The 21,367-nt window shown below is 72.3% G+C and carries 19 protein-coding genes and 1 riboswitch; of the genes, 12 read left to right on the top strand and 7 right to left on the bottom strand.

Features of this window, described 5'->3' with window-relative positions; genetic code table 11:
- Positions 1-133: 133 nt before the first annotated feature.
- The 3 genes from HNR23_RS12855 to thiO form a co-directional block, all read right to left on the bottom strand.
- Positions 134-970, bottom strand: coding sequence for a thiazole synthase (locus tag HNR23_RS12855; protein ID WP_184075814.1), 837 nt, complete (start codon positions 968-970; stop codon positions 134-136).
- Positions 971-973: 3 nt separating this feature from the next.
- Positions 974-1,174, bottom strand: a complete 201-nt coding sequence (gene thiS / locus HNR23_RS12850; protein ID WP_184075813.1) for a sulfur carrier protein ThiS — start codon at positions 1,172-1,174, stop codon at positions 974-976.
- Between the two features lie 60 nt (positions 1,175-1,234).
- Positions 1,235-2,386 (bottom strand): glycine oxidase ThiO, encoded by a 1,152-nt coding sequence (thiO, locus tag HNR23_RS12845; RefSeq protein ID WP_184075812.1) that lies wholly within the window; start codon positions 2,384-2,386, stop codon positions 1,235-1,237.
- Positions 2,379-2,490, bottom strand: a riboswitch (TPP riboswitch). (Overlaps the previous gene by 8 nt.)
- A gap of 132 nt (positions 2,491-2,622) precedes the next feature.
- Between thiO and HNR23_RS12840 the strand changes: the two genes are divergently transcribed.
- Both HNR23_RS12840 and thiE read left to right on the top strand, forming a co-directional pair.
- Complete coding sequence (locus HNR23_RS12840; protein WP_184075811.1) at positions 2,623-2,982, top strand: helix-turn-helix domain-containing protein; 360 nt, start codon at positions 2,623-2,625, stop codon at positions 2,980-2,982.
- A 173-nt stretch (positions 2,983-3,155) separates the two neighbouring features.
- Entirely contained in the window at positions 3,156-3,806 is a 651-nt protein-coding gene (gene thiE / locus HNR23_RS12835; RefSeq protein ID WP_184075810.1) for a thiamine phosphate synthase, read from the top strand.
- A gap of 751 nt (positions 3,807-4,557) precedes the next feature.
- Here thiE and HNR23_RS12830 read toward each other — a convergent pair.
- Both HNR23_RS12830 and HNR23_RS12825 read right to left on the bottom strand, forming a co-directional pair.
- The gene (locus HNR23_RS12830) at positions 4,558-5,442 is read right to left on the bottom strand and encodes an NAD(P)H-binding protein (RefSeq protein WP_184075809.1); all 885 of its coding nucleotides are present in this window, start codon (positions 5,440-5,442) and stop codon (positions 4,558-4,560) included.
- A gap of 318 nt (positions 5,443-5,760) precedes the next feature.
- Positions 5,761-6,831, bottom strand: a complete 1,071-nt coding sequence (locus HNR23_RS12825) for a polyprenyl synthetase family protein (protein WP_184075808.1) — start codon at positions 6,829-6,831, stop codon at positions 5,761-5,763.
- A 106-nt stretch (positions 6,832-6,937) separates the two neighbouring features.
- Here HNR23_RS12825 and metF point away from each other — a divergent pair, with 106 nt between their 5' ends.
- On the top strand, positions 6,938-7,891 hold the full coding sequence (gene metF, locus HNR23_RS12820) for a methylenetetrahydrofolate reductase [NAD(P)H] (RefSeq protein WP_184075807.1): 954 nt from the start codon (positions 6,938-6,940) through the stop codon (positions 7,889-7,891).
- On the opposite strand, the gene HNR23_RS12815 is transcribed toward metF, so the two are convergent.
- Positions 7,809-8,417 (bottom strand): GNAT family N-acetyltransferase, encoded by a 609-nt coding sequence (locus tag HNR23_RS12815; protein ID WP_184075806.1) that lies wholly within the window; start codon positions 8,415-8,417, stop codon positions 7,809-7,811. The genes metF and HNR23_RS12815 overlap by 83 nt on opposite strands.
- Positions 8,418-8,874: 457 nt before the next feature.
- Positions 8,875-9,369 (bottom strand): transcriptional regulator BldD, encoded by a 495-nt coding sequence (gene bldD / locus HNR23_RS12810; protein WP_017557791.1) that lies wholly within the window; start codon positions 9,367-9,369, stop codon positions 8,875-8,877.
- Between the two features lie 576 nt (positions 9,370-9,945).
- Here bldD and pyrR point away from each other — a divergent pair.
- The 9 genes from pyrR to mihF all read left to right on the top strand — a co-directional run bounded on the left by pyrR (position 9,946) and on the right by mihF (position 21,135).
- The gene (gene pyrR / locus HNR23_RS12805; RefSeq protein ID WP_184075805.1) at positions 9,946-10,584 is read left to right on the top strand and encodes a bifunctional pyr operon transcriptional regulator/uracil phosphoribosyltransferase PyrR; all 639 of its coding nucleotides are present in this window, start codon (positions 9,946-9,948) and stop codon (positions 10,582-10,584) included.
- Positions 10,584-11,510 (top strand): aspartate carbamoyltransferase catalytic subunit, encoded by a 927-nt coding sequence (locus HNR23_RS12800; RefSeq protein ID WP_184075804.1) that lies wholly within the window; start codon positions 10,584-10,586, stop codon positions 11,508-11,510. The genes pyrR and HNR23_RS12800 overlap by 1 nt, the downstream gene beginning before the upstream one ends.
- Positions 11,511-11,554: 44 nt before the next feature.
- The gene (locus HNR23_RS12795; RefSeq protein WP_184075803.1) at positions 11,555-12,844 is read left to right on the top strand and encodes a dihydroorotase; all 1,290 of its coding nucleotides are present in this window, start codon (positions 11,555-11,557) and stop codon (positions 12,842-12,844) included.
- The gene (gene carA / locus HNR23_RS12790; protein ID WP_343070539.1) at positions 12,841-14,001 is read left to right on the top strand and encodes a glutamine-hydrolyzing carbamoyl-phosphate synthase small subunit; all 1,161 of its coding nucleotides are present in this window, start codon (positions 12,841-12,843) and stop codon (positions 13,999-14,001) included. Before HNR23_RS12795 ends, carA begins: the two co-directional genes overlap by 4 nt.
- A gap of 9 nt (positions 14,002-14,010) precedes the next feature.
- Entirely contained in the window at positions 14,011-17,328 is a 3,318-nt protein-coding gene (gene carB / locus HNR23_RS12785; RefSeq protein ID WP_184075802.1) for a carbamoyl-phosphate synthase large subunit, read from the top strand.
- 161 nt (positions 17,329-17,489) lie between these two features.
- Positions 17,490-18,395 (top strand): dihydroorotate dehydrogenase electron transfer subunit, encoded by a 906-nt coding sequence (locus tag HNR23_RS12780; RefSeq protein ID WP_184075801.1) that lies wholly within the window; start codon positions 17,490-17,492, stop codon positions 18,393-18,395.
- 155 nt (positions 18,396-18,550) lie between these two features.
- The gene (locus tag HNR23_RS12775) at positions 18,551-19,513 is read left to right on the top strand and encodes a dihydroorotate dehydrogenase (RefSeq protein WP_184075800.1); all 963 of its coding nucleotides are present in this window, start codon (positions 18,551-18,553) and stop codon (positions 19,511-19,513) included.
- 243 nt (positions 19,514-19,756) lie between these two features.
- Positions 19,757-20,461 carry an orotidine-5'-phosphate decarboxylase gene (gene pyrF / locus HNR23_RS12770; RefSeq protein ID WP_184075799.1) on the top strand — a complete coding sequence of 235 codons (705 nt, stop codon included), beginning with the start codon at positions 19,757-19,759 and terminating at the stop codon, positions 20,459-20,461.
- 350 nt (positions 20,462-20,811) lie between these two features.
- Entirely contained in the window at positions 20,812-21,135 is a 324-nt protein-coding gene (mihF, locus tag HNR23_RS12765; protein ID WP_184075798.1) for an integration host factor, actinobacterial type, read from the top strand.
- The last annotated feature ends 232 nt before the right edge of the window (positions 21,136-21,367 follow it).

The raw sequence follows: 21,367 nt of genomic DNA, 5'->3' as shown, positions 1-21,367 counted from the left end.
GCGTCGTGACATCGTAATAGCCCATGGGGGCGGGAATCGGGGCCAATGCGACACCACGATCCGGCCCGCCCGGGGGCGGCCACGGGGCGGACCGGAACGGGAGATGCGGACGTAGGCGCCGGTGAGGCCCCGGTCAGTCCACGGCGGGCGAGGAGGCCTGGGCGTAGCGGCGCACCGGTATCCGCCCGGCCAGCCGGGCGCCGCGCCCGGCGGTGATCGCGTCGCGCATCGCCGCCGCCATCCGCACCGGGTCCTGGGCCCGGGTGACGGCGGTGGCGAGCATGACGGCGTCGCACCCCAGTTCCATGGCGAGCGCCGCCTCGCTGGCGGTGCCGATACCGGCGTCGATCACCACCGGAACCTCGGCCTGCTCCACGATGAGCTCGATGTTGTGCGGGTTGCGGATGCCCAGCCCCGACCCGATCGGCGCGCCCAGCGGCATCACGGCGGCGCACCCCAGCCCTTCGAGCCGCCGCGCGAGCACCGGATCGTCGTTGGTGTAGGGGAGGACCACGAACCCCTCGTCGACCAGCCGCTCGGCCGCGTCCAGCAGCTCCACCGGGTCGGGTAGCAGGGTGCGCTCGTCGGCCACGACCTCCAGCTTGATCCAGTCCGTCTCCAGCGCCTCGCGGGCCAGCCGGGCCGTGCGCACCGCGTCCATGGCGGTGAAACAGCCTGCGGTGTTGGGCAGCGGCCGGATGCCGTTGCGCCGCAGCACGTCCCACACCGAGCCCTCGGCGCCGGGGGAGACCCTGCGCATCGCGACCGTCGTCATCTCCGTCCCGGAGGCGATGAGCGCCTCCTCCAGGACCTTCAGCGACGGCGCCCCGCCGGTGCCGGTGATGAGGCGGGAGGCGAACTCCTCACCGGCGATGACCAGGGGGTCGCCGGCCGGGGAGCGCACGCCGCCGGGGGTGCCCGGGCCGGTGGTGCCGGTGGGGCTTGTGGCGCCGGTGGTTTCCGCGGTCATCGCTCAGCCTCCCTGCACAGCCGTGAGTACGTCCACGCGGTCGTTCTCGCTCACGACGGTCGTCGCCCAGGTCGCCTTGGGAACGACCTCGTCGTTGACCGCCACGGCGATTCCCTCGCGCGCCTCGGTCAGGGTGCGGACGGCGTCGGCGACCGTACTGCGCGGAGCCAGGTCGCGGGGCTCGCCGTTGATGATCACCTTCACGGTTGAACTCCCTATCGCAAAGATTTCGACGTCTGCGGGCGGATGCCCGGGACCACGCGCTCAGGACAGCCGCGTCGCGGCGAAGCGGCGGGCGTAGTCCGGCAGCTCACCGGTGGCCAGGGCCTCCGCCATGGCGTCGCCGGTGGCGGGGGCGAGCAGTACACCGTGCCGGTGGTGCCCGGCGGCCAGGTGCAGCCCGGGCAGGCGGGTCGGGCCGAGCAGCGGCTCGTTGTCGGGGGAGGCCGGGCGCAGCCCGACGCAGGTCTCGGCGATCTCCAGCTCGCTGATGCCCGGCACCAGCTCGTGGCCGTCGCGCAGCAGCTCCCACACCCCGCCCGCGGTGAGCCGGGTGTCGTCGCCCATCTCCTCCTGTGTGGCACCCAGCACGATCTCCCCGCCCGCGCGCGGCACCAGGTAAACGGGCGACCCCTTGACCAGGCCCCGCACGGTGCGGGTGACGATGGGCGGCTCGCCCCGGGGCATCCGCAGCCGCAGCAGCTGGCCCTTGACCGGGCGCACGGGCGGGACCACGCCCTCGGGCAGGCCGCCGATTCCGGGTGTGCGTGTCCCGGCGGCCAGCACCACCTGGTCGGCGGCGAGCTCGCCGCCCGAGCGCAGCCGGACGCCGCGGGCGCGGTCGGCGGACACCACAACGTCGGTGACCCGGTCGTCGACCATGCGGACGCCGCGCCGCTCGGAGGCCGTGCGCAGCGCCGCCAGCAGCGCGCGGGGGTCGACGGAGCGGTCGTCGGGCGCGTGGATACCGCCGCGCACCGCGGGCGCGAGCATCGGTTCCAGCCGGCGGCACTCGCGAGCGGTCAGCCGCTCGGCCTTCAGCCCCAGCCGGGTCTGCAGTTCGCCGAGTTCGGTCAGCTTGGACAGGTCGTCGGTGTCGAACGCGATCTGCAGGGTGCCCGCCGACCGGTAGCCCGTCGGCACCCCGCTCTCGTCCTCCAGCTCGGCGACGAAGCCCGGGTAGCGGTCGCGGGACAGGGCGCCGAACCGCATCAGCGGCTCCTCGCCGAACATGGCCTCGGTGGCCGGGGTCAGCATGCCCGCGGCGACACCGGAGGCGGCGCACGGGCAGTGCCGCCCCACCACGGTCGTCAGCAGGCCGCGCCGGGCCGCGCGCCACGCGGTGACCAGTCCGATCAGGCCGTCACCCACGACGAGGACGTCGGAGGCGGGCAGGGGGTCGTCGGGCACGGTCATGCCATCCACTCCCTTCGCCGGTATGACCCGGATCAGGTTCATGCGGTCGGAGGCTCACAGCCTCCCTCTCAGCCGGGTCCCACCCGGCTCCCGCGGGGATCTTCACGTCTTTCCCGCCCATCTTAGGGCGTCGTGCGCGGACCGGCCGAGGGGTGGGCGTCCGCTGCGGGTACGCCAGGAGCGATCAGCGCCGACGGCCGGGTTTGCGTGCGGCGAAACTGTGGGAGATTGGCTGCGTGACACAGAACGACCACGACATCGAAGCCCTCGTCGGCGAATGGATGACCCTGAAGGAAGCCGCGCAGGCGCTGGGCGTCAGCCCGAACCGCGTCAAGCAGTTCATCGGCGACCACAAGCTGCTGGGCATCCGCAAGGGCGGGGAGGTCTCGATCCCCGCCGCGTTCATCGCAGGCGGTGACATCGTCAAGGGCCTGCCCGGGACACTCACCCTGCTCGCCGACGCCGGTTTCACCGACGACGAGGCGCTGCACTGGATGTTCACCCCGGATGACACGCTCCCCGGGGCGCCCATCGAGGCCCTGGCCGCCAACCGCGGCACCGAGGTGCGCCGCCGCGCCCAGGCGATGGCCCTCTAGCCGGGCGGCCCCCGGGGCGGTGATCCCCGGCCCGACCTTCCGGTGCGACAACCGCAGTCCCGCGCGATCGACCCCGGGCGCGGCCGGAACGCCCGGCCGCGCCCATCGGCACGGCCGCGCGGTTCCCCCGCCCCGCCGCCCGGCCGCCCCGTGGGGCGCACTACCCTGACCGGGTGAGTGAGAGCCTGCGCGAACGACTGTCCACGGCCCGCCTGTACCTGTGCACCGACGCCCGCACCGAGCAGGGCGACCTCGCCGCGTTCCTCGACGCGGCGCTGTCCGGAGGCGTCGACATCGTCCAGCTGCGCGACAAGGAGCTGGCGGTCCGCGACGAACTGGCCGCACTGGAGGTGATGCGCGAGGCCTGCGAGCGCCACGGCGCGCTGCTGGCCGTCAACGACCGCGCCGACATCGCCCACGCCGCCCGCGCCGACGTCCTGCACCTGGGCCAAAGCGACCTGCCGGTGCCCCATGCCCGCGCGATCCTCGGCGACGGCCCGCTGATCGGCCGATCCAACAACGACGCCCGGACGGCCGCCGCCTCTGCCGCCGAGGAGGGCGTCGACTACTTCTGCGTCGGCCCCACCTGGGCGACCCCCACCAAGCCCGGCCGCCCGGCCGCCGGACTGCCCCTGGTCACCGAAGCCGCCGCTCTGCGCACCGAGCGCCCCTGGTTCGCCATCGGCGGCATCGACCTCGACAACCTCGACCAGGTCCTCGCGGCGGGCGCCACCCGCGTCGTCGTCGTCCGCGCCATCACAGGGGCCCCCGACCCGCACGCCGCGGCAGCGGAGCTCAAGCGGAGGCTGGCCGTAACGGCGTGAGCTGGCGGTACGTCCGGGATCACCCGCTGAGGACCTCGACGTCGTACTTCTGGATTTCGGTATGACGGCTACGAGTGGGAGTGCTTCTGCCTGAGCTCGGGCGATCAGTGCGCGATCGCACGGGTCCGAGTGATATCGAGGCGACGCGCCGACACGCATGGCGTGGTCGATACTCATCGGAAGTTCGATGAATCCGCGGTACCGCAGGGCGGCGTCGAGATCTTCGGGGACCACGAGCTTCCCCAGCGCCGACTTGATGGAGATTTCCCATGCTGTCACGGCGCTGACGTACACCTCCTCGGTGCTGAGAACCCGTTCGCATGCCACAGCTGGGAGCTTTGGGCTGTCCTCCGGCCACCAGGCAGGATGTGCGTGTCGAGCAGAAGCCTGACGGCCGCTCCCCGCGAAAAGCGGCGAGGGTTTCCTCGTCCGGTTCATCGAAGTCTCCGGCGATGGTGATCTTGCCTGCCCGGAGTCCGGGTGCGGGGCGCCGTACCGATCGTGTCAAGGGGACGACTTCGGCGACCGGAGCTCCGTGACTGCGAAGGAACGAATTCTCGATCTCCCTCCATGGCGCGCAGCGGATCTGAGAGACGCACATCGTCATCGGTGTCCGTGTCGTATTCGCGTGCGGGTTCCATCGTGCCTTCCTGGAAGGCTCGGCTTCTTCCCGACGTCGTCGTAGGGTGGTCGAAAGGCGACCGGTTCCGTCGAAGCGGCAACGCGATCGAGCGCCGTCCAGGGGCTGCACTCAGGTGTAGACGTGGCTGAGCGCGCTCGGGTGGGTGCGGAGGAAGCGTTCGAGGGTCTGGGCGGGGTGGCCGGTCAGGCGGACCACGGCCGGGGAGACGACGTCCATCTCGCCGCTGGCGATCGCGGCATACGAGCTGGCCCACCCCTCGATCTGCCACTCCGGGGCGCCGGTGGGGCGGCGCGAGGCCAGGGCCTCCTCCCAGGTCTCGGGGACGTAGCGGATGGTCTTGCCGGTCAGCGCCGACAGCCGCTCCACGGTCTCGCCCATCGTCATCGCCTCGGGGCCGGTGACGTCGTAGGTCGCGCCGTCGTGCTCCGCCCCCTCGGTGAGGACGGCGACGGCCGCGTCGGCGACGTCGTCGCGGGAGACCCAGGCGACCCGGCCCTGCCCGGCCGGCCCGCGGATCACCCCTGCGTCATCGGCCCAGTACGGCAGCAGGTCCAGGTAGAAGCCGGGCCGCAGGAAGGTGTGCGCCACGCCCGTGGAGCGGATATGCGCCTCGGTGTAGAAGTGGTCGCGGGCGTAGCTGAACGTCGCGGCCGGAGCCGCCGACAGGAACGACAGGTAGACGATGCGCTTCACCCCCGCCGCGACGGCGGCGTCCACCGCGCTGATGTGCCGGTCCACCCGGTCGGCGGACTCCGTGGCCGAGACCAGGAACAGCGTGTCGGCCCCCTTGGCCGCGCGCTCGAAGGCGGTCGTGTCCTCGTAGGACGCCATCGCGGCGCTGGCACCGGGGAACTCCGGTGCCCGGTTGAGGTCGCGGACGATGAGCCGCTGGGCGATGCCGCGCCGGGCCAGTCGCGCGGCGACGCGGCCGCCGATTCCCCCGGTCGCACCGGTGATGCCGATGGTGTGCGTTATTGCCTGATCGTCACCCATGGCTCCCTATTCTCACCTGATGCCCCTTCCGGCGCGGGTAACGGCGCGCCGGACTCGACCGTGCGAGGGGCGGCGTCCGCGGATGAGGTGCCGTCCTCACCTCACCCGCGGACACCGCCCGCCGGGCCCTCCCGGGCCGCGGTCCGGGTCCGTCTCCGACTCAAACAGGCCGAGCGTCCCGCGTCGATCCGCCAGGGGGAGGAACCGGTCTCCTCCTCTGGTGGGGAGGCACGCCCCGCACGGTGCGTACGTGTAGCCGTCCGGTGACGGCCCGCGCACGGGCGCGGCGCCCCCGGCGGGCGGGGCGGGGCCCGTGGGTCAGTGCTTGCGCGCCGTGGCGGCCACGATCAGGTCGGCCAGGGCGGAGCGGGCCTCGTCGGCGATCAGCGGGCTCTCCAGCGCGCGGGTGGCCTGCGCGACGTAGCCGTCGATGCGCCGCTCGCACGCTTCCAGCGCGCCGCAGCCGGTGGCCAGGGCGCGCATCCGATCCACGGTCTCCGGCGTGAGGTCCGGGTCGCCCAGGTGGCGGCGGAACTCGGCGGCGTCGTCCGCCGCGGCGCGCTCCAGCGTCTCGGCGACCAGCAGGGTGCGCTTGCCCTCTCTGAGGTCGTCGCCCGCGGGCTTGCCGGTCTCCTCCGGGTCGCCGAAGACGCCCAGGAGGTCGTCGCGGAGCTGGAAGGCGACGCCCAGCGCGGTCCCGTAGGCGCTGTAGACGCCGGCGAGCTCCGGGTAGCGGCCGGCCAGGGCGGCACCGATGTGCAACGGGCGCTCGATGGTGTACTTGGCCGCTTTGTAGTGCATGACGCGCAGCGACGCCTCGACACTCTCCGAACCGCGCACCTGCTCCAGCATGTCGAGGTACTGCCCGGCCATCACCTCGGTGCGCATCGCGTCGAACGGCTCCCGGCCCGCCCGCAGCGCCTCCAGGGGAAGCCCGCTGCCCTGGTACATCTCGTCGCTCCAGGCCAGGCACAGGTCGCCGATGAGGATCGCGGAGCCCTGCCCGAACCCGGCGGCCGAGCCGCTCCAGCCCGAGCGGCCGTGCAGCTCCTCCAGGCGCTTGTGCGTGGCCGGCAGACCGCGGCGGGTGTCGCTGTTGTCGATGACGTCGTCGTGGATGAGGGCACACGCCTGGAGGAACTCCAGTGAGGCCGCGGCCGGGTAGATCTCCGGGATGTCGCCGCCCCCGGCGCCGCGCCACCCCCAGTAGCAGAAGGCCGGACGCAGCCGCTTGCCGCCCGCCAGCATGGCCTCCAGCGCCTCCATCACGGGCTTGAGCTCCGGGCCGATCTCCAGCAGCTGGGCGCGGCGGCGCTCGGTGAATTCGGCGATCTCGGAATCCACGGCCGCACGCACGAAATCGACGGGAGATGATGGTGTGGAGGTCATGAGGGCAGGTTATCCGCTGTTCGCGGCGGTCCCTCCACCGGCCGGGGCGCGGGTGCCGCCCGTCCCGGCCCATTCCCGACCGGGCGAGTGGCCTATGGTGGATCACATGCTTGGCACAGTGACACGCTCCGGTGCGGCGCCGCGCCCTGCCCCGCGGCCGCGCCACATCCGCGACCTGCTCAACGCCGGCGAACCGACCTTCTCGTTCGAGTTCTTTCCCCCCAAGACCCCCGAGGGCCAGCGGAAACTCTGGCGGGTCATCCGCGAGATCGAGGCACTGGCCCCCTCGTTCGTATCCGTGACCTACGGCGCCGGCGGCGGCACCCGGGACCGCACGGTCGAGATCACCGAACGCATGGCGACCGACACCACACTCCTCCCGGTCGCGCACATGACCGCCGTCGACCACTCGGTGCGCGAACTGCGCCACCTCATCGGCCGGTTCGCCGACGCCGGCGTGAGCAACATGCTCGCACTGCGCGGGGACCCGCCCGGCGACCCGCTGGGAGAGTGGGTCAGGCACCCCGAGGGGCTGAACTACGCCGACGAGCTGGTCCGGCTGCTCAAGGAGACCGGCGACTTCTGCGTGGGCGTGGCGGCGTTCCCCTACAAGCACCCGCGCTCGCCCGACATCGAGTCCGACGTGAAGTACTTCGTCCGCAAGTGCCGGGCGGGCGCCGACTACGCGATCACCCAGATGTTCTTCGAGGCGGACGACTACCTGCGGCTGCGCGACCGGGTCGCGGCCAAGGGCTGCGAGGTGCCGATCATCCCGGAGATCATGCCGGTGGTGAAGCTCGCCACGATCGAGCGCTCCGAGCAGCTGTCGGGCGCGCCGTTCCCGCGAGCCCTGGCCGCGGAGTTCGAGAAGGTGGGCGGCGACAAGGAGGCCGTGCGCCGCCTCGGCATCGAGCAGGCCCAGCGGCTGTGCGAGCGCCTGCTGGACGAGGGCGCCCCGGGCATCCACTTCATCACCTTCAACCAGTCCACCGCCACACGCGAGATCTACCGCGAAATCGCGCCGAACCGGGTACCCGCAGGGGGAGCCGCGCGGCCATGATGGCGAAGGGCTGCTGCGGGCTTCCGGGGAAGCGGAAGTCCGACAGCACGTCGACGAAGCCGCAGGACGTGTAGAGGCCGCGGGCCACGGTGGCGCCGGCATGGGTCGACAGGACGGCGGTGCGCTCGGTGCGCGCCGCCGTCAGCCGGTAGAGCAGCCGCCGACCGATGCCCCGGCCCTGGCGCTCCGGGCGCACGTGGACCTCGGCGATTTCGAAGGAGTCGCGGAACCAGCGCCGTTCGGCGGCCGGGTCGCGGACGCGCAGCGCCTGGGTGACCACATCGTGCCACCACTGGCCGCGTCGGCCATGGAACCCGTAGGCGAAGCCGACGGCGTCCCCTCCGGCCTCGACGGCGGTGACCGACCGGAATCCGGGGTGGCGGGAGTGCTGCTCCATGATGACCTGCCGCCCGGCGAGCTGGTCCCGCGGCGGGTCCATGGCGGCCGCGTAGATGTCCATCAGCGCGGGCAGCGCGTGGACGAAGGCGGGAGCGGCCAGGTCCCACAGCTCGGTGTCGGTCTGCACAGCGCCACCCTACGCCCTGGTGCCTCGGCGGGGCCTGCCGTGCGGCGGCCGCCGCGGAGGTGGCCGCAACCGGCCGCGGGCGCCGCGGATCGGGGCGGCGCTCCCCGTTGCGACCTGGGCCTCGGCGCGACCGCCACGCCTTGACGCCGGACGCCCGGTGGGGTTAACGTACGTGTGTTCGAACTTTTGTTCGAATGCGTGCTCCGGGTACCTCCTGGGACCCGTGCCCGGCCGCCCTCCCCCCGGGCGCTCGGGCGCGGGGAGAGCGGCCGGGCGGGGGAGGGGAAGCCCCTGTGCCCGGCCGCTCCTCTCGTGCGCGCGGGTGCCCGCCGACCGACCCCCCGCATACGCACGGCGGCCGTGCACCTCCGGTGAGGTGCACGGCCGCCGTGCGTATGCAGGGAGCCCCTGGGGCAGGGGGGCGTTGACGAAGGAACCGCTCCGGTCCTGGGGCCGGCTAGAAGGCGTCGACCGCGCGGCGCGCTTCCGGGTCCAGGACGCCCCAGTTGATGAGTTCCTCGGTGAGGTCGCTGGGCGAGCGGTCGTAGATGACGGCCAGCGACCGCAGGTCCTCCTGGCGGATCGAGAGCACGCGGCCGTTGTAGTCGCCGCGCTGGCTCTGGATGGTGGCGACGTAGCGGGCGAGCGGTCCGGCCTTCTCCTGGGGCAGCTGCTGCATGCGCTCCAGGTCGATGACGAGCTTGGGCGTGGGGCCGAGCGGCGTGGGCGCGGCACCGCCGGGCAGCAGCTCCGACATCGGCACGCCGTAGAAGTCGGCGAGCTCGGCGAGCTTCTGCACCGTGACGGCGCGGTCGCCGCGCTCGTAGGAGCCCACCACGACGGCCTTCCAGCGCCCGTGGGACTTCTCTTCCACCCCGTGCAGGGAGAGCCCCTGCTGGGTGCGGATGGCGCGCAGTCGCGCGCCGAGGGACTTCGCGTATTCGGATGGCATCTTCTTCGTCGCTCCCCGGCCGTGAAGGTGGCTGGCGTGGGTGGTGGATCCGGGTTCACCGGCCACGGCCCGTCCGGCGGAACCCGGCATCATGGCCATGCGCCATGCGCCGTTCCCCGGGGGCCACCACTCCGTGCTACGGGCCACACCGTCTCGTGCGTCGGGTGGCACGGAGCGTCCCCCACCCAGATTGGTTACGGACAGTGACGGTAGGGCGGTCTGCGCGCCAGGTCAAGCCGTTGGGTGGAAACGCGACTAATCAGTGGCCAAACCGTGTGTAAGTGAGGGCTCTCTCATTCCGGGATCAACGGGGGCGCCCGGCGGCCACCGCGGACACCGTAAAGCCCGCAGGTGTAGGGGATTCCGTGTTTTCACGGCGTGAACGCACCGGGTTCGGTGGTGCCCGGAATTCGGCGCGTGACGGGATAGTCAAGAGATCGTTATGTGACCAGTGTCATATTTTTGCCATGTTTGCTGACCCCCGGGATTCGGGGGGTGGTGATCGCGCTGGTAGCGTGGGGCCGATCGACATCCTTTAACGTCCTGTTCAGTGAGGCAGGGAAGGGGGTCACTACTTTGTGTGCCCAAAAGCGCACGGAAAGTGACGCGCATGCTGCGCAGGCGGCAGAGCCGCCGAAACCCGCCGACCGCGGCGCGACCAAGACCGTCCTCGAAGGACCCGAGATCACGCGGGCCCTCACCCGCATCGCGCACGAGGTCCTCGAACGTACCAAGGGTGGAGAAGACGTCACCCTACTGGGAATTCCCACCCGGGGCGTCCCGCTCGCCCGCCGTCTCGCCGAGCGCATCGAGCGCGTGGAGGACCGCACCGTCCCGTGGGGGTCGCTGGACATCACCATGTACCGCGACGACCTCCGCCTCGCGCCCGCACGCGCACTCGGCCGCACCGAGATCCCCGCCGGCGGCATCGACGGCCGCGTCGTCGTCCTCGTCGACGACGTCCTCTTCTCCGGGCGCACCGTCCGCGCCGCCCTCGACGCCCTCAACGACCTGGGCCGCCCCCGCGCCGTCCAGCTCGCCACCCTCGTCGACCGGGGCCACCGCGAGCTGCCGATCCGCGCCGACTACGTCGGCAAGAACCTGCCGACCTCGCTCCGCGAGAACGTCACCGTCCTGCTGGAGGAGCTCGACGGCCGCGACGCCGTCGTCCTCGGCCCCGCCAAGCCCCGACCCGGGGCGGAAGGGGAACTCTGATGCGCCACCTGCTCTCCGCCGGCGACCTCAGCCGCGACGAGGCCACCCTCATCCTCGACACCGCCCGCGAACTCGCCCAAGCCGGCGCCCGGTCGGTGAAGAAGTTCCCGACCCTGCGCGGGCGCACCGTGGTCAACCTCTTCTTCGAGGACTCCACCCGCACCCGCACCTCCTTCGAGCTCGCGGCCAAGCGGCTCTCCGCCGACGTCATCAATTTCTCCGCCAAGGGCTCCAGCGTCTCCAAGGGCGAGAGCCTCAAGGACACCGCGCTCACCCTGCAGGCCATGGGCGCCGACGGCGTCGTCATCCGGCACTCCGCATCCGGCGCCGCCCACCGGCTGTCCGGCTGGGTCGACGGCTCGGTCGTCAACGCCGGGGACGGCACCCACGAGCACCCCACCCAGGCGCTGCTGGACGTCTACACCATGCGCGAGCGCATGGGCCGCCTCGACGGCCTGCGCGTCGCCATCGTCGGCGACATCAGGCACAGCAGGGTCGCCCGCTCCAACGTGCTGCTCCTGCACACGCTCGGCGCCGAGGCCACTCTGGTGGCCCCGCCCACGCTGATGCCGGTCTCCGTGCACACCTGGCCGTGCGCAGTCTCCTACGACCTCGACGAGGCCCTGTCCAAGAGCGACGTGGTGATGATGCTGCGCGTGCAGGCCGAGCGCATGCAGGGCGCCTACTTCCCCACCCCGCGCGAGTACAGCCGCCGCTACGGCCTGGACTCCGAGCGCTTCGCCCGGATGCACGACGAGGCCATCGTCATGCACCCCGGCCCGATGGTCCGCGGCATGGAGATCTCCGCCGAGGTCGCCGACTCCCCGCGCTGCACCGTGACCGAGCAGGTCGCCAACGGGCTCAGCATCCGCATGGCCGTGCTCTACCTGCTGCTCGGCGGCTCGGAATCCGCGATCGGCGCCTGACGCGACACCGACGGAGAAGACACCGACGGAGAATACGGATAGAGATGAACGTGAACCACCTGATCCGCGGGGCCCGCGTCCTGGGCGGCGAGCCGACCGACATCCTGCTGCGCGACGGCGCCATCGCCGCGATCGGCGCGGGGCTGGACGCCGAGGGCGCCGCGGTCGTCGTGGCCGACGGCCTCATCGCCCTGCCGGGGCTGGTCGACCTCCACACCCACCTGCGTGAGCCCGGCCGCGAGGACGCCGAGACCGTGGCCAGCGGCTCCCGCTCCGCCGCCCGCGGCGGCTACACCGCCGTGCACGCCATGGCCAACACCGAGCCGGTCGCCGACACCGCCGGCGTCGTCGAGCAGGTCTGGCGGCTGGGCCGCGAGGCCGGCTACTGCGACGTGCAGCCCGTCGGCGCCGTCACCCACGGCCTGCGCGGCGAACGCCTGGCCGAGCTCGGCGCCATGGCCGACTCCCCGGCCCAGGTGCGGGTCTTCTCCGACGACGGCCTGTGCGTCGCCGACCCGCTGCTGATGCGCCGCGCCCTGGAGTACGTCAAGGCCTTCGACGGCGTCGTCGCCCAGCACGCGCAGGAGCCGCGGCTGACCGAGGGCGCCCAGATGAACGAGGGTGTCGTCTCCGACCGGCTCGGCCTGGCCGGGTGGCCGGCGGTGGCCGAGGAGGCCGTCATCGCCCGCGACTGCCTGCTCGCCGAGCACGTCGGGTCGCGGCTGCACGTCTGCCACGTCTCCACCAAGGGGTCGGTGCAGATCATCCGCGAGGCCAAAGCGCGCGGCTGCGACGTCACCGCCGAGGTCACCCCGCACCACCTGCTGCTCACCGACGGGCTCGCCGAGAGCTACGACCCCATCTACAAGGTCAACCCGCCGCTGCGCACCGCCGAGGACGTGCACGCCCTTCGCGCGGCCCTGGCCGACGGCACGATCGACTGCGTGGCCACCGACCACGCCCCGCACCCGGTCGAGGCCAAGGAGACCGAGTGGGCCAACGCCGCGATGGGCATGGTGGGCCTGGAGACCGCCCTGTCGGTGGTCCAGCACGCCATGGTCGACACCGGCCTGCTCGACTGGGCCGCCGTCGCCGACCGCATGTCGGCCACCCCGGCGCGGATCAGCCGCATCGGTGGCCAGGGCCGCCCCCTCGCGGTCGGCGAGCCCGCCAACATCACGCTCTACGACCCCGCGGCCTCCCGCGAGGTCGACGGGGCCGCCATGGTCTCCAAGAGCGGCAACACCCCCTACCGGGGGATGACCCTGCCCGGGAACGTGACCGCGACGTTCCTGCGCGGCGTTCCGACGGTCCTCGATGGGAAGATTCAGTGACTGCAGAGACCACCACCACCGACGTGCCCGCGATCCTGGTGCTCGAAGACGGCCGGGTCTTCCGCGGCCGCTCGTTCGGCGCGCAGGGCGAGACGTTCGGCGAGATCGTCTTCAACACCGGTATGACCGGCTACCAGGAGACGCTCACCGACCCCTCCTACCACCGCCAGATCGTGGCCATGACCGCGCCGCACATCGGCAACACCGGCGTCAACGACGACGACCCCGAGTCGGGCCGGATCTGGGTCGCCGGGTACGTGGTGCGCGACCCCGCCCGCATCCCCTCCAACTGGCGCGCCCGGCGCACCCTGGACGAGGAGCTGCGCCGCCAGGGCGTCGTCGGCATCGCCATGCCCGGCACCCGCGCGCTGACCAAGCACATCCGCGACCGCGGCGCCATGCGCGCGGCCATCAGCACCACCGAGAGCGACCCGCAGGCGCTGCTGCAGCGCGTGCTCGCCGAGCCGACGATGGCCGGTGCCGACCTCGTGGGCGAGGTCACCACCGCCGAGCCCTACACCGTGGCCCCGCCCGAGGGCGTCCCCGCCCGGTTCCGGGTGGCCGCCGTCGACCTGGGCATCAAGGCCATGACCCCGCAGCGGATGGCCGAGCGCGGCTGCGAGGTCACCGTGCTGCCCGCCACCGCCACCGCCGAGGACATCCTCGCCCTGGACCCCGACGGCGTCTTCTTCTCCAACGGCCCCGGCGACCCCGCGACCGCCGACGCCCCGGTGGCCGCCATGCGCGGCGTACTGGACGCCGGCAAGCCCCTGTTCGGCATCTGCTTCGGCAACCAGATCCTCGGCCGCGCGCTGGGACTGGGCACCTACAAGCTGACATTCGGCCACCGCGGGGTGAACCAGCCCGTGCGCGACGTGCACACCGGCCGGGTCTACATCACCAGCCAGAACCACGGTTTCGCGGTCGACGCGCCCACCGACGGCCCGTTCGACACCCCCTACGGCCGCGCCGAGGTCAGCTTCTTCGGCCTCAACGACCACGTGGTGGAGGGGCTCCGGCTGCTGGACCGGCCCGCGTTCAGCGTCCAGTACCACCCCGAAGCCGCCGCGGGTCCGCACGACGCCGCCCAGCTGTTCGACGCGTTCTGCGACCTCATGGCAGCCACGTCCCACTCCGCCACGCCCGCCCAGCCCTAGAGGAAACCCATGCCGCGCCGTAGTGATCTGTCATCCGTCCTCGTGATCGGCTCCGGGCCGATCGTGATCGGCCAGGCCGCGGAGTTCGACTACTCCGGCACCCAGGCCTGCCGCGTGCTCAGGGCCGAGGGCCTGCGCGTGATCCTGGTCAACTCCAACCCGGCCACGATCATGACCGACCCGGAGATCGCCGACGCCACCTACGTCGAGCCGATCACCCCGGAGATGATCGAGAAGATCATCGCCAAGGAGCGCCCCGACGCGCTGCTGCCCACGCTGGGTGGGCAGACCGCCCTCAACGCCGCCGTCGCCCTGCACGAGTCGGGTGTTCTCGCCGAGTACAAGGTGGAGCTCATCGGCGCCAACATCGACGCCATCCACTCGGGTGAGGACCGCGAGACCTTCAAGGGGATCGTGGAGCGCATCGGCGGCGAGTCCGCCCGCTCGCTCATCTGCCACACCCTGCAGGAGTGCCTCGACGCCGCCGAGGAGCTGAACTACCCGGTCGTGGTCCGGCCGTCCTTCACCATGGGCGGCGCCGGCTCCGGTTTCGCCCACGACGAGACCGAGCTGCGCCGCATCGCCGGGCAGGGGCTCAACCTGTCGCCGACCAGCGAGGTGCTCCTGGAGGAGTCCATCCTCGGCTGGAAGGAGTACGAGCTGGAGCTGATGCGCGACGCCAACGACAACGTGGTCGTCGTCTGCTCCATCGAGAACCTCGACCCGATGGGTGTGCACACCGGCGACTCCATCACCGTCGCCCCCGCCATGACCCTGACCGACCGCGAGTACCAGCGCATGCGTGATCTGGGCATCGCGGTCATCCGCGAGGTCGGCGTGGACACCGGCGGCTGCAACATCCAGTTCGCGGTCCACCCGGAGAACGGGCGGCTCATCGTCATCGAGATGAACCCGCGCGTCTCCCGGTCCTCGGCCCTGGCCTCCAAGGCCACCGGCTTCCCGATCGCCAAGATCGCCGCGAAGCTGGCCGTCGGCTACACCCTCGACGAGATTCCCAACGACATCACCCGCGAGACCCCGGCCAGCTTCGAGCCGGCCCTCGACTACGTCGTCGTCAAGGTGCCGCGGTTCGCCTTCGAGAAGTTCCCCGGCGCCGACCCGTCGCTGACCACCACCATGAAGTCGGTCGGCGAGGCCATGGCCATCGGCCGGTCCTTCCCCGAGGCGCTGCAGAAGGCCATGCGCTCGGTGGAGAAGAAGGGCGTGGGCCTGACCTGGGCCGGGGAGCCCGGCGTGGGCGGGCTGCGCGACAAGGGGTCCCTGCTCGCGGCCGCCGCCACCCCCGGGGAGCAGCGGCTGCGCCTGGTGCAGCAGGCACTGCGCGCCGGTGCGACCGTCGCCGAGGTGCACGCCGCCACCCGTATCGACCCGTGGTTCGTCGACCAGCTCATGCTGCTGGAGGAGACCGCCCGCAAGGTCGCGGCCGCGCCCAAGCTGGACGAGGAGCTGCTGCGCGCCGCCAAGCGGCTCGGCTTCTCCGACTCCCAGCTCGGCGAGATCACCGGCAAGTCCGAGGAGGTCGTCCGGGAGCTGCGCCACGCCATGGGCGTCCACCCCGTCTACCTGACGGTCGACACCTGCGCGGCGGAGTTCGCCGCCCGGACGCCCTACCTGTACTCCAGCTACGACGAGGAGACCGAGGTCCCCGAGGGCACCACGCCCAAGGTGATCATCCTGGGCTCCGGCCCCAACCGCATCGGCCAGGGCGTCGAGTTCGACTACAGCTGCGTGCACGCCTCCTTCGCGCTGTCGGCGGCCGGCTACGAGACCGTCATGGTCAACTGCAACCCGGAGACCGTCTCCACCGACTACGACACCAGCGACCGGCTCTACTTCGAGCCGCTCACCCTGGAGGACGTGCTGGAGGTGGTCCGCGCCGAGCAGGCCACCGGGCCGGTGGCCGGGGTGATCGTGCAGCTGGGCGGGCAGACCCCGCTCGGCCTGGCCCGCGACCTGAAGGCGGCGGGGGTGCCCATCGTCGGCACCAGCCCCGAGGCCATCGACCTGGCCGAGGACCGCGGCGAGTTCGGCAAGGTGCTGGCCGGCGCCGGGCTGCCCGCGCCCAAGCACGGCACCGCCACGTCGTTCGAGGAGGCGCGCGAGGCCGCCGGCGAGATCGGCTACCCGGTCATGGTCCGCCCCTCCTACGTGCTGGGCGGGCGCGGCATGGAGATCGTCTACGGCGAGGACATGCTGCGCGACTACATCCAGCGCAACGCCGAGGTCAGCCCGGAGTACCCGGTGCTCATCGACCGCTTCCTCGACGACGCCATCGAGATCGACGTCGACGCCCTCTACGACGGCCGCGACCTCTACCTCGGCGGTGTCATGGAGCACATCGAGGAGGCCGGGATCCACTCCGGCGACTCGGCGTGCGCCCTGCCGGCCGTGACGCTGGGCAACGAGGACTTCGAGCGGATCCGCTACTCCACCGAGGGGATCGCGCGGGGCACCGGGGTGCGCGGCCTGATCAACATCCAGTTCGCGCTGACCTCGGGCGTGCTCTACGTGCTGGAGGCCAACCCGCGCGCCTCGCGCACGGTGCCCTTCGTCTCCAAGGCGACCGCGGTGCCGCTGGCCAAGGCCGCGGCCCGGGTGATGCTCGGTGCCACCATCGCCGAGCTGCGCGCCGAGGGACTGCTCCCGGCCGAGGGCGACGGCGGCACCCTGCCCATGGACGCGCCGGTCGCGGTCAAGGAGGCGGTGCTGCCCTTCAACCGGTTCATCGACAAGGCCGGCCAGGGTGTCGACACCGTGCTGGGGCCGGAGATGCGCTCCACCGGTGAGGTCATGGGCCTGGACGCCGCCTTCGGCGCGGCCTACGCCAAGTCCTCGCAGGCGGCTTTCGGGTCGCTTCCCACCACGGGTTCGGTGTTCGTTTCGGTCGCCAACCGGGACAAGCGCTCGATGATCTTCCCGGTCAAGCGGCTGGCCGATCTGGGCTTCGAGATCCTGGCCACGGAGGGCACCGCATGGGTTCTGCGGCGCAACGGGGTCGAGGCCCGGGTGGTCCGGAAACACAGCGAAGGCCCCGGGCCCGACAACGAACCCACTATCGTGCAACTCATCCACGATGGAGACGTGGACCTCATCGTCAACACGCCGTTCGGCGGGGCGGGCCAGTCCGGGCCGCGCCTCGACGGCTACGAGATCCGGACCGCCGCGGTCCTGCGCGGTGTGCCGAGCGTGACGACGGTGCAGGGGCTGGCCGCGGCCGTCCAGGGCATCGAGGCCCTGGTGCGCGGTGACATCGGTGTGCGCTCCCTCCAGGAGCACGCCGCCTCCCTGCGCGGGTCCACCGACTAGAAGCACGTAGGGAGCGAGGGGCGCGCCGGTGGCCGGACGTGAGGAGATCGCTGCGAGCGGGGATACGGCCCCGCCCGGTGGACGACGGGCCGGGGTACCGGCGCCCCCGGCCCCCGCCGCGGCGAGGAAGCCGGGGCGGCCGGATGCGGTCGGAGGTCCCGATGAGTGAGCAGGGACCGATCCAGATCCGCTGCCCGGTGCTGACCGTGCGCCGGGTCGACGCCTACTACGCCATCACCGTGGTGGCGCCGGGCATCGCCGAGCGATTCCGCTCGGGGCAGTTCGTCTCGGTGGCGGTCGGCGGCGAGCAGTCCAGCACCCTGCTGCGCCGCCCGTTCGCCATCCACGACGTCAAGCCCGACTACGGCGGCACCGTGGAGTTCCTCTTCGCGGTGCGCGGCCAGGGCACCGCCTGGCTGGCCGAGCGGCGCTCACGCGACCTGCTCGACATCGTCGGGCCGCTGGGCCGCCCCTTCCCGCTGCCGCGCGACCCGGTCAACTGCGTGCTGGCCGGGGGCGGCTCGGGGGCGGCGCCGCTGTTCCCGCTGGCGCTTTCGCTGCGCCGCCGCGGGTGCCGGGTGGACTTCGTGCTCGGCGCCGCCTCGGCCGACCGGGTGTTCAGCGCCATCACCGCCCGCCGGGTCGCCGAAACCGCGACCTTCACCACCGATGACGGGTCGTTCGGCGTGCACGGGAGGGTCACCGACGCGCTGGGCACGGTCATCGAGGACGCGCGCTCCGACGTCGTCTACGCCTGCGGGCCGATGCCGATGCTGCGCGAGGCCACCGCGGTGGCCTCGGCGCACGGGATCCCGGTGCAGGTCTCGGTGGAGGAGACCATGGCCTGCGGGACCGGGCTCTGCATGACCTGCGTGATCCCGGTCGTGGGGGAGGACGGCATCACCCGGATGGTGCGCAGCTGCATGGACGGGCCGGTGTTCCGCGGCGAGCGCGTGCGCTTCGACGACGTGGGCACGATCCCGTTCGACGCGCTCGGCGCCCCGGGCTGGAAGGCGCTCCACGACGGCGGCGCCCACTCCGACGCCATCGACCGGGAGGCCGGGTGAGCGGCCCCGGACCGGAGGCGCATCCCGTGACGCCCGCGGACCTCACGCCCGCCGACCTTCCGCCCCTCGCCCTGACCGAGCCGCCGCCCCACCTCACCGACACCTGCCCCCGACCCCCCTCCCGCACCCGACCGGACACGAAAGGCGCCCAGGGGATGAGCCCTGATCTGCGGACCCGGCTGAGCAACGTGGAGCTGGAGAACCCCGTCGTGACGGCGGCCGGCTGCGCGGGCAGCGGACGCGAGCTGGCGCAGTACTTCGACATCTCCCGGATCGGGGCGGTGACGACCAAGTCGGTGATGTTGGAGCCGCGCGCCGGGCGGCCGGCTCCGCGCGTCGCCGAGACGCCCAGCGGCATGCTGAGCGCCACCGGCCTGCAGGGGCCGGGGGTCGACGTGCTGCTCCAGCGCGACCTGCCGTGGCTGATCTCCCGGGGCGGACGGGCCGTGGTCTCGGTCGCGGGGGGCGGCGCGGGGGAGTACGCGGAGCTGGCCCGGCGGATCTCGGATGCGCCGGGCGTCGACCTGATCGAGGTCAACCTGTCCTGCCCGAACCCGGCGGGTCAGGGGCGGCACTTCGCCGACGACCCCGAGGAGGCGGCTCGGGTGGTGCGTGCGGTGCGCTCGCACACGCGATCCGAGGTCCCGGTCTTCGCCAAGCTGGCGCCGGACGTGCCCGACCTGGTCGGGCTGGCGGCGGCGTGCGTGGAAGCGCGGGCCGACGGGCTGTCGATGGTCAACGCCGTGCGCGGGATGGCCATCGACCCGCGGACGCTGCGCCCGGCGGTGGCGGGGGGCATGGGCGGGCTGTCGGGTCCGGCCATCCGCCCGATCGCGGTGGGCTGCGTCTATGAGGTGCACGCCGCGCTGCCGCAGGTGCCGATCATCGGCATGGGCGGGGTGCGCACCGGATCCGACGTGCTGGAGTTCCTCGCGGCCGGGGCCTCCGCGGTGGCCGTCGGTACGGTGAACTTCGCCGACCCTTCGGCATGTGTCCGGATCCTGCGCGAACTGGAGGAGATGCTCATCGACCGGGGGGTGACACGGGTCGCCGACCTCATCGGATCAGCACACCGGCCCATCGGGGCCGCGCTTCAGGGCGGCGCTGCGGCGCTCTGAAACGGCCGCTGCGGCGACACGGGCTCGCACGGCCCCAACGGTCGCAGCGGGGAGGGGATCGAGCCGCCAGGGCCGCCTGGGCGCCGTGCAGGCACCGGTCGGCATCGCCCTCCGGGCCGGCATGAACCGGGCTTCCCGGGGAAACGCAGTCGGCGGTGCCGCGGTGGCGCGCCGCCGGTACCTGCGAAGACGTCAGAGAACCGATTCACATCCGCACGACTCCGACACGTAAGGAGAACGCTCGTGGCCGCGCCTATCGCCGTCGCCATCGACGCACCCGAGATCGAGACAGCCGCCCGCTGGGCGTCGGCGGTCGCGCCGCACGTCAGCACCGTCAAGGTGGGACTGGAGCTCTACCTGCGCTACGGCCCCGAGGTGATCACCACCGTCCGGGGCGCCAACAAGGTCGCCGTCTTCCTCGACCTGAAGCTGCACGACATCCCGGCCACGGTGGCCGGTGCCGCGCGCAACATCGCCCGGTTCAAACCCTCGATCCTGACCGTGCACGCCGCCGGCGGGCGGGACATGATCAGGGCGGCGGTGGAGGCGGCCCCGCAGACCGACATCGCCGCCGTGACCGTTCTCACGTCGCTGGACGAGGCGCAGTTGGAGGAGATCGGGCTGCGCGGCCCGGCGTCCGACGCCGCCCGGCGGCTGGCGGTGCTGGCGGTGGACGCGGGCGCGCGGGCCCTGGTCTGCTCGCCGCAGGAGGTCGCCTCGCTGCGCGCGGAGGTGGGCCCGGACATCACGCTGATCACACCGGGCGTGCGTCCGGCGGGGGCGGAGCGGGGGGACCAGGCCCGCGTGGCGACCCCGGAGGCGGCGATCGAGGCCGGGGCCGACCTGCTGGTCATCGGGCGGCCGATCACCCGTGCGGCCGACCCGGGAGCGGCGGCGGCGTCCATCGCGGCGGCGCTGCGCCGTGCCCAGGCGGCGCCATCGGGCTGAGCCGCCCCACCGGGTGTCCCGGTGCGGGGCCGACGGGGGCGGACGTGAATGTGGCCGGATCCGGTCACATTTGGCAACAAAACCGGTATGTCCGAAACCACGTCGTCGGCGCAGGCTTGTGACCTGCGGCACTGGCTCGCGCCGGTCGGGAAACCGAAACGGTTATCCCTCGCTGTCGGCGGAAAAGCGGCAAGTTTCGCACCTGTGTGCAGTCGAGTGGACACGGAAAGTAGTTAGTTTGAGGAAAAGCCGCTTGAAAGGCCACTTTGCGTTGCCGAACAGGGTCGGAACCTACTAACTTGCGCAGGCGTCCGCCCTCTACAAACGAGAGAAAACCGAGGTGACCCGGCGTGGCCCTTCCTCCCCTCACACCCGAACAGCGCGCCGCGGCTCTGGAGAAAGCCGCGAAGGCCAGAAAAGAGCGCGCGGAAGTCAAGAACAAGCTGAAGCACGGCGGCATCGGCCTGTCCGAGGTTCTCGCCAACGGCCAGACCGATGACGTCATCGGCAAGATGAAGGTCTCCGCTCTGCTCGAATCGCTCCCCGGCGTCGGCAAGGTCCGCGCCAAGCAGATCATGGAGCGGCTCAACATCGCCGAGTCCCGCCGTGTCCGGGGCCTGGGCGCCAACCAGCGCACGGCCCTGGAGAAGGAGTTCGGCGACAAGGCCGAGTAACGATCGGCGCCTGTGCGGTTCCCCACTGTCGGTGGGAACCGCGCGGTGGTCCGCACCCGGACGCGAGCCCGGGCCGCGGACCTGACGCTGTAGCGGTCGGCCGCCGCCGGCGGCCGACCTGACGTGTAGCGGACGCCCCTGTGCCGCGGTGAGGCGACGGGCGGATCACCCGGGATGCCCTTGGGTGATTCCGTCGGCCGAGCCGCGGCACAGTGGTATAAAAGACCAATCA

Origin of the sequence: Nocardiopsis mwathae (genome assembly GCF_014201195.1) — a bacterium.
Taxonomy (GTDB): Bacteria; Actinomycetota; Actinomycetes; order Streptosporangiales; family Streptosporangiaceae; genus Nocardiopsis_C; species Nocardiopsis_C mwathae.
This window is presented reverse-complemented; position numbering and strand designations above follow the sequence as displayed.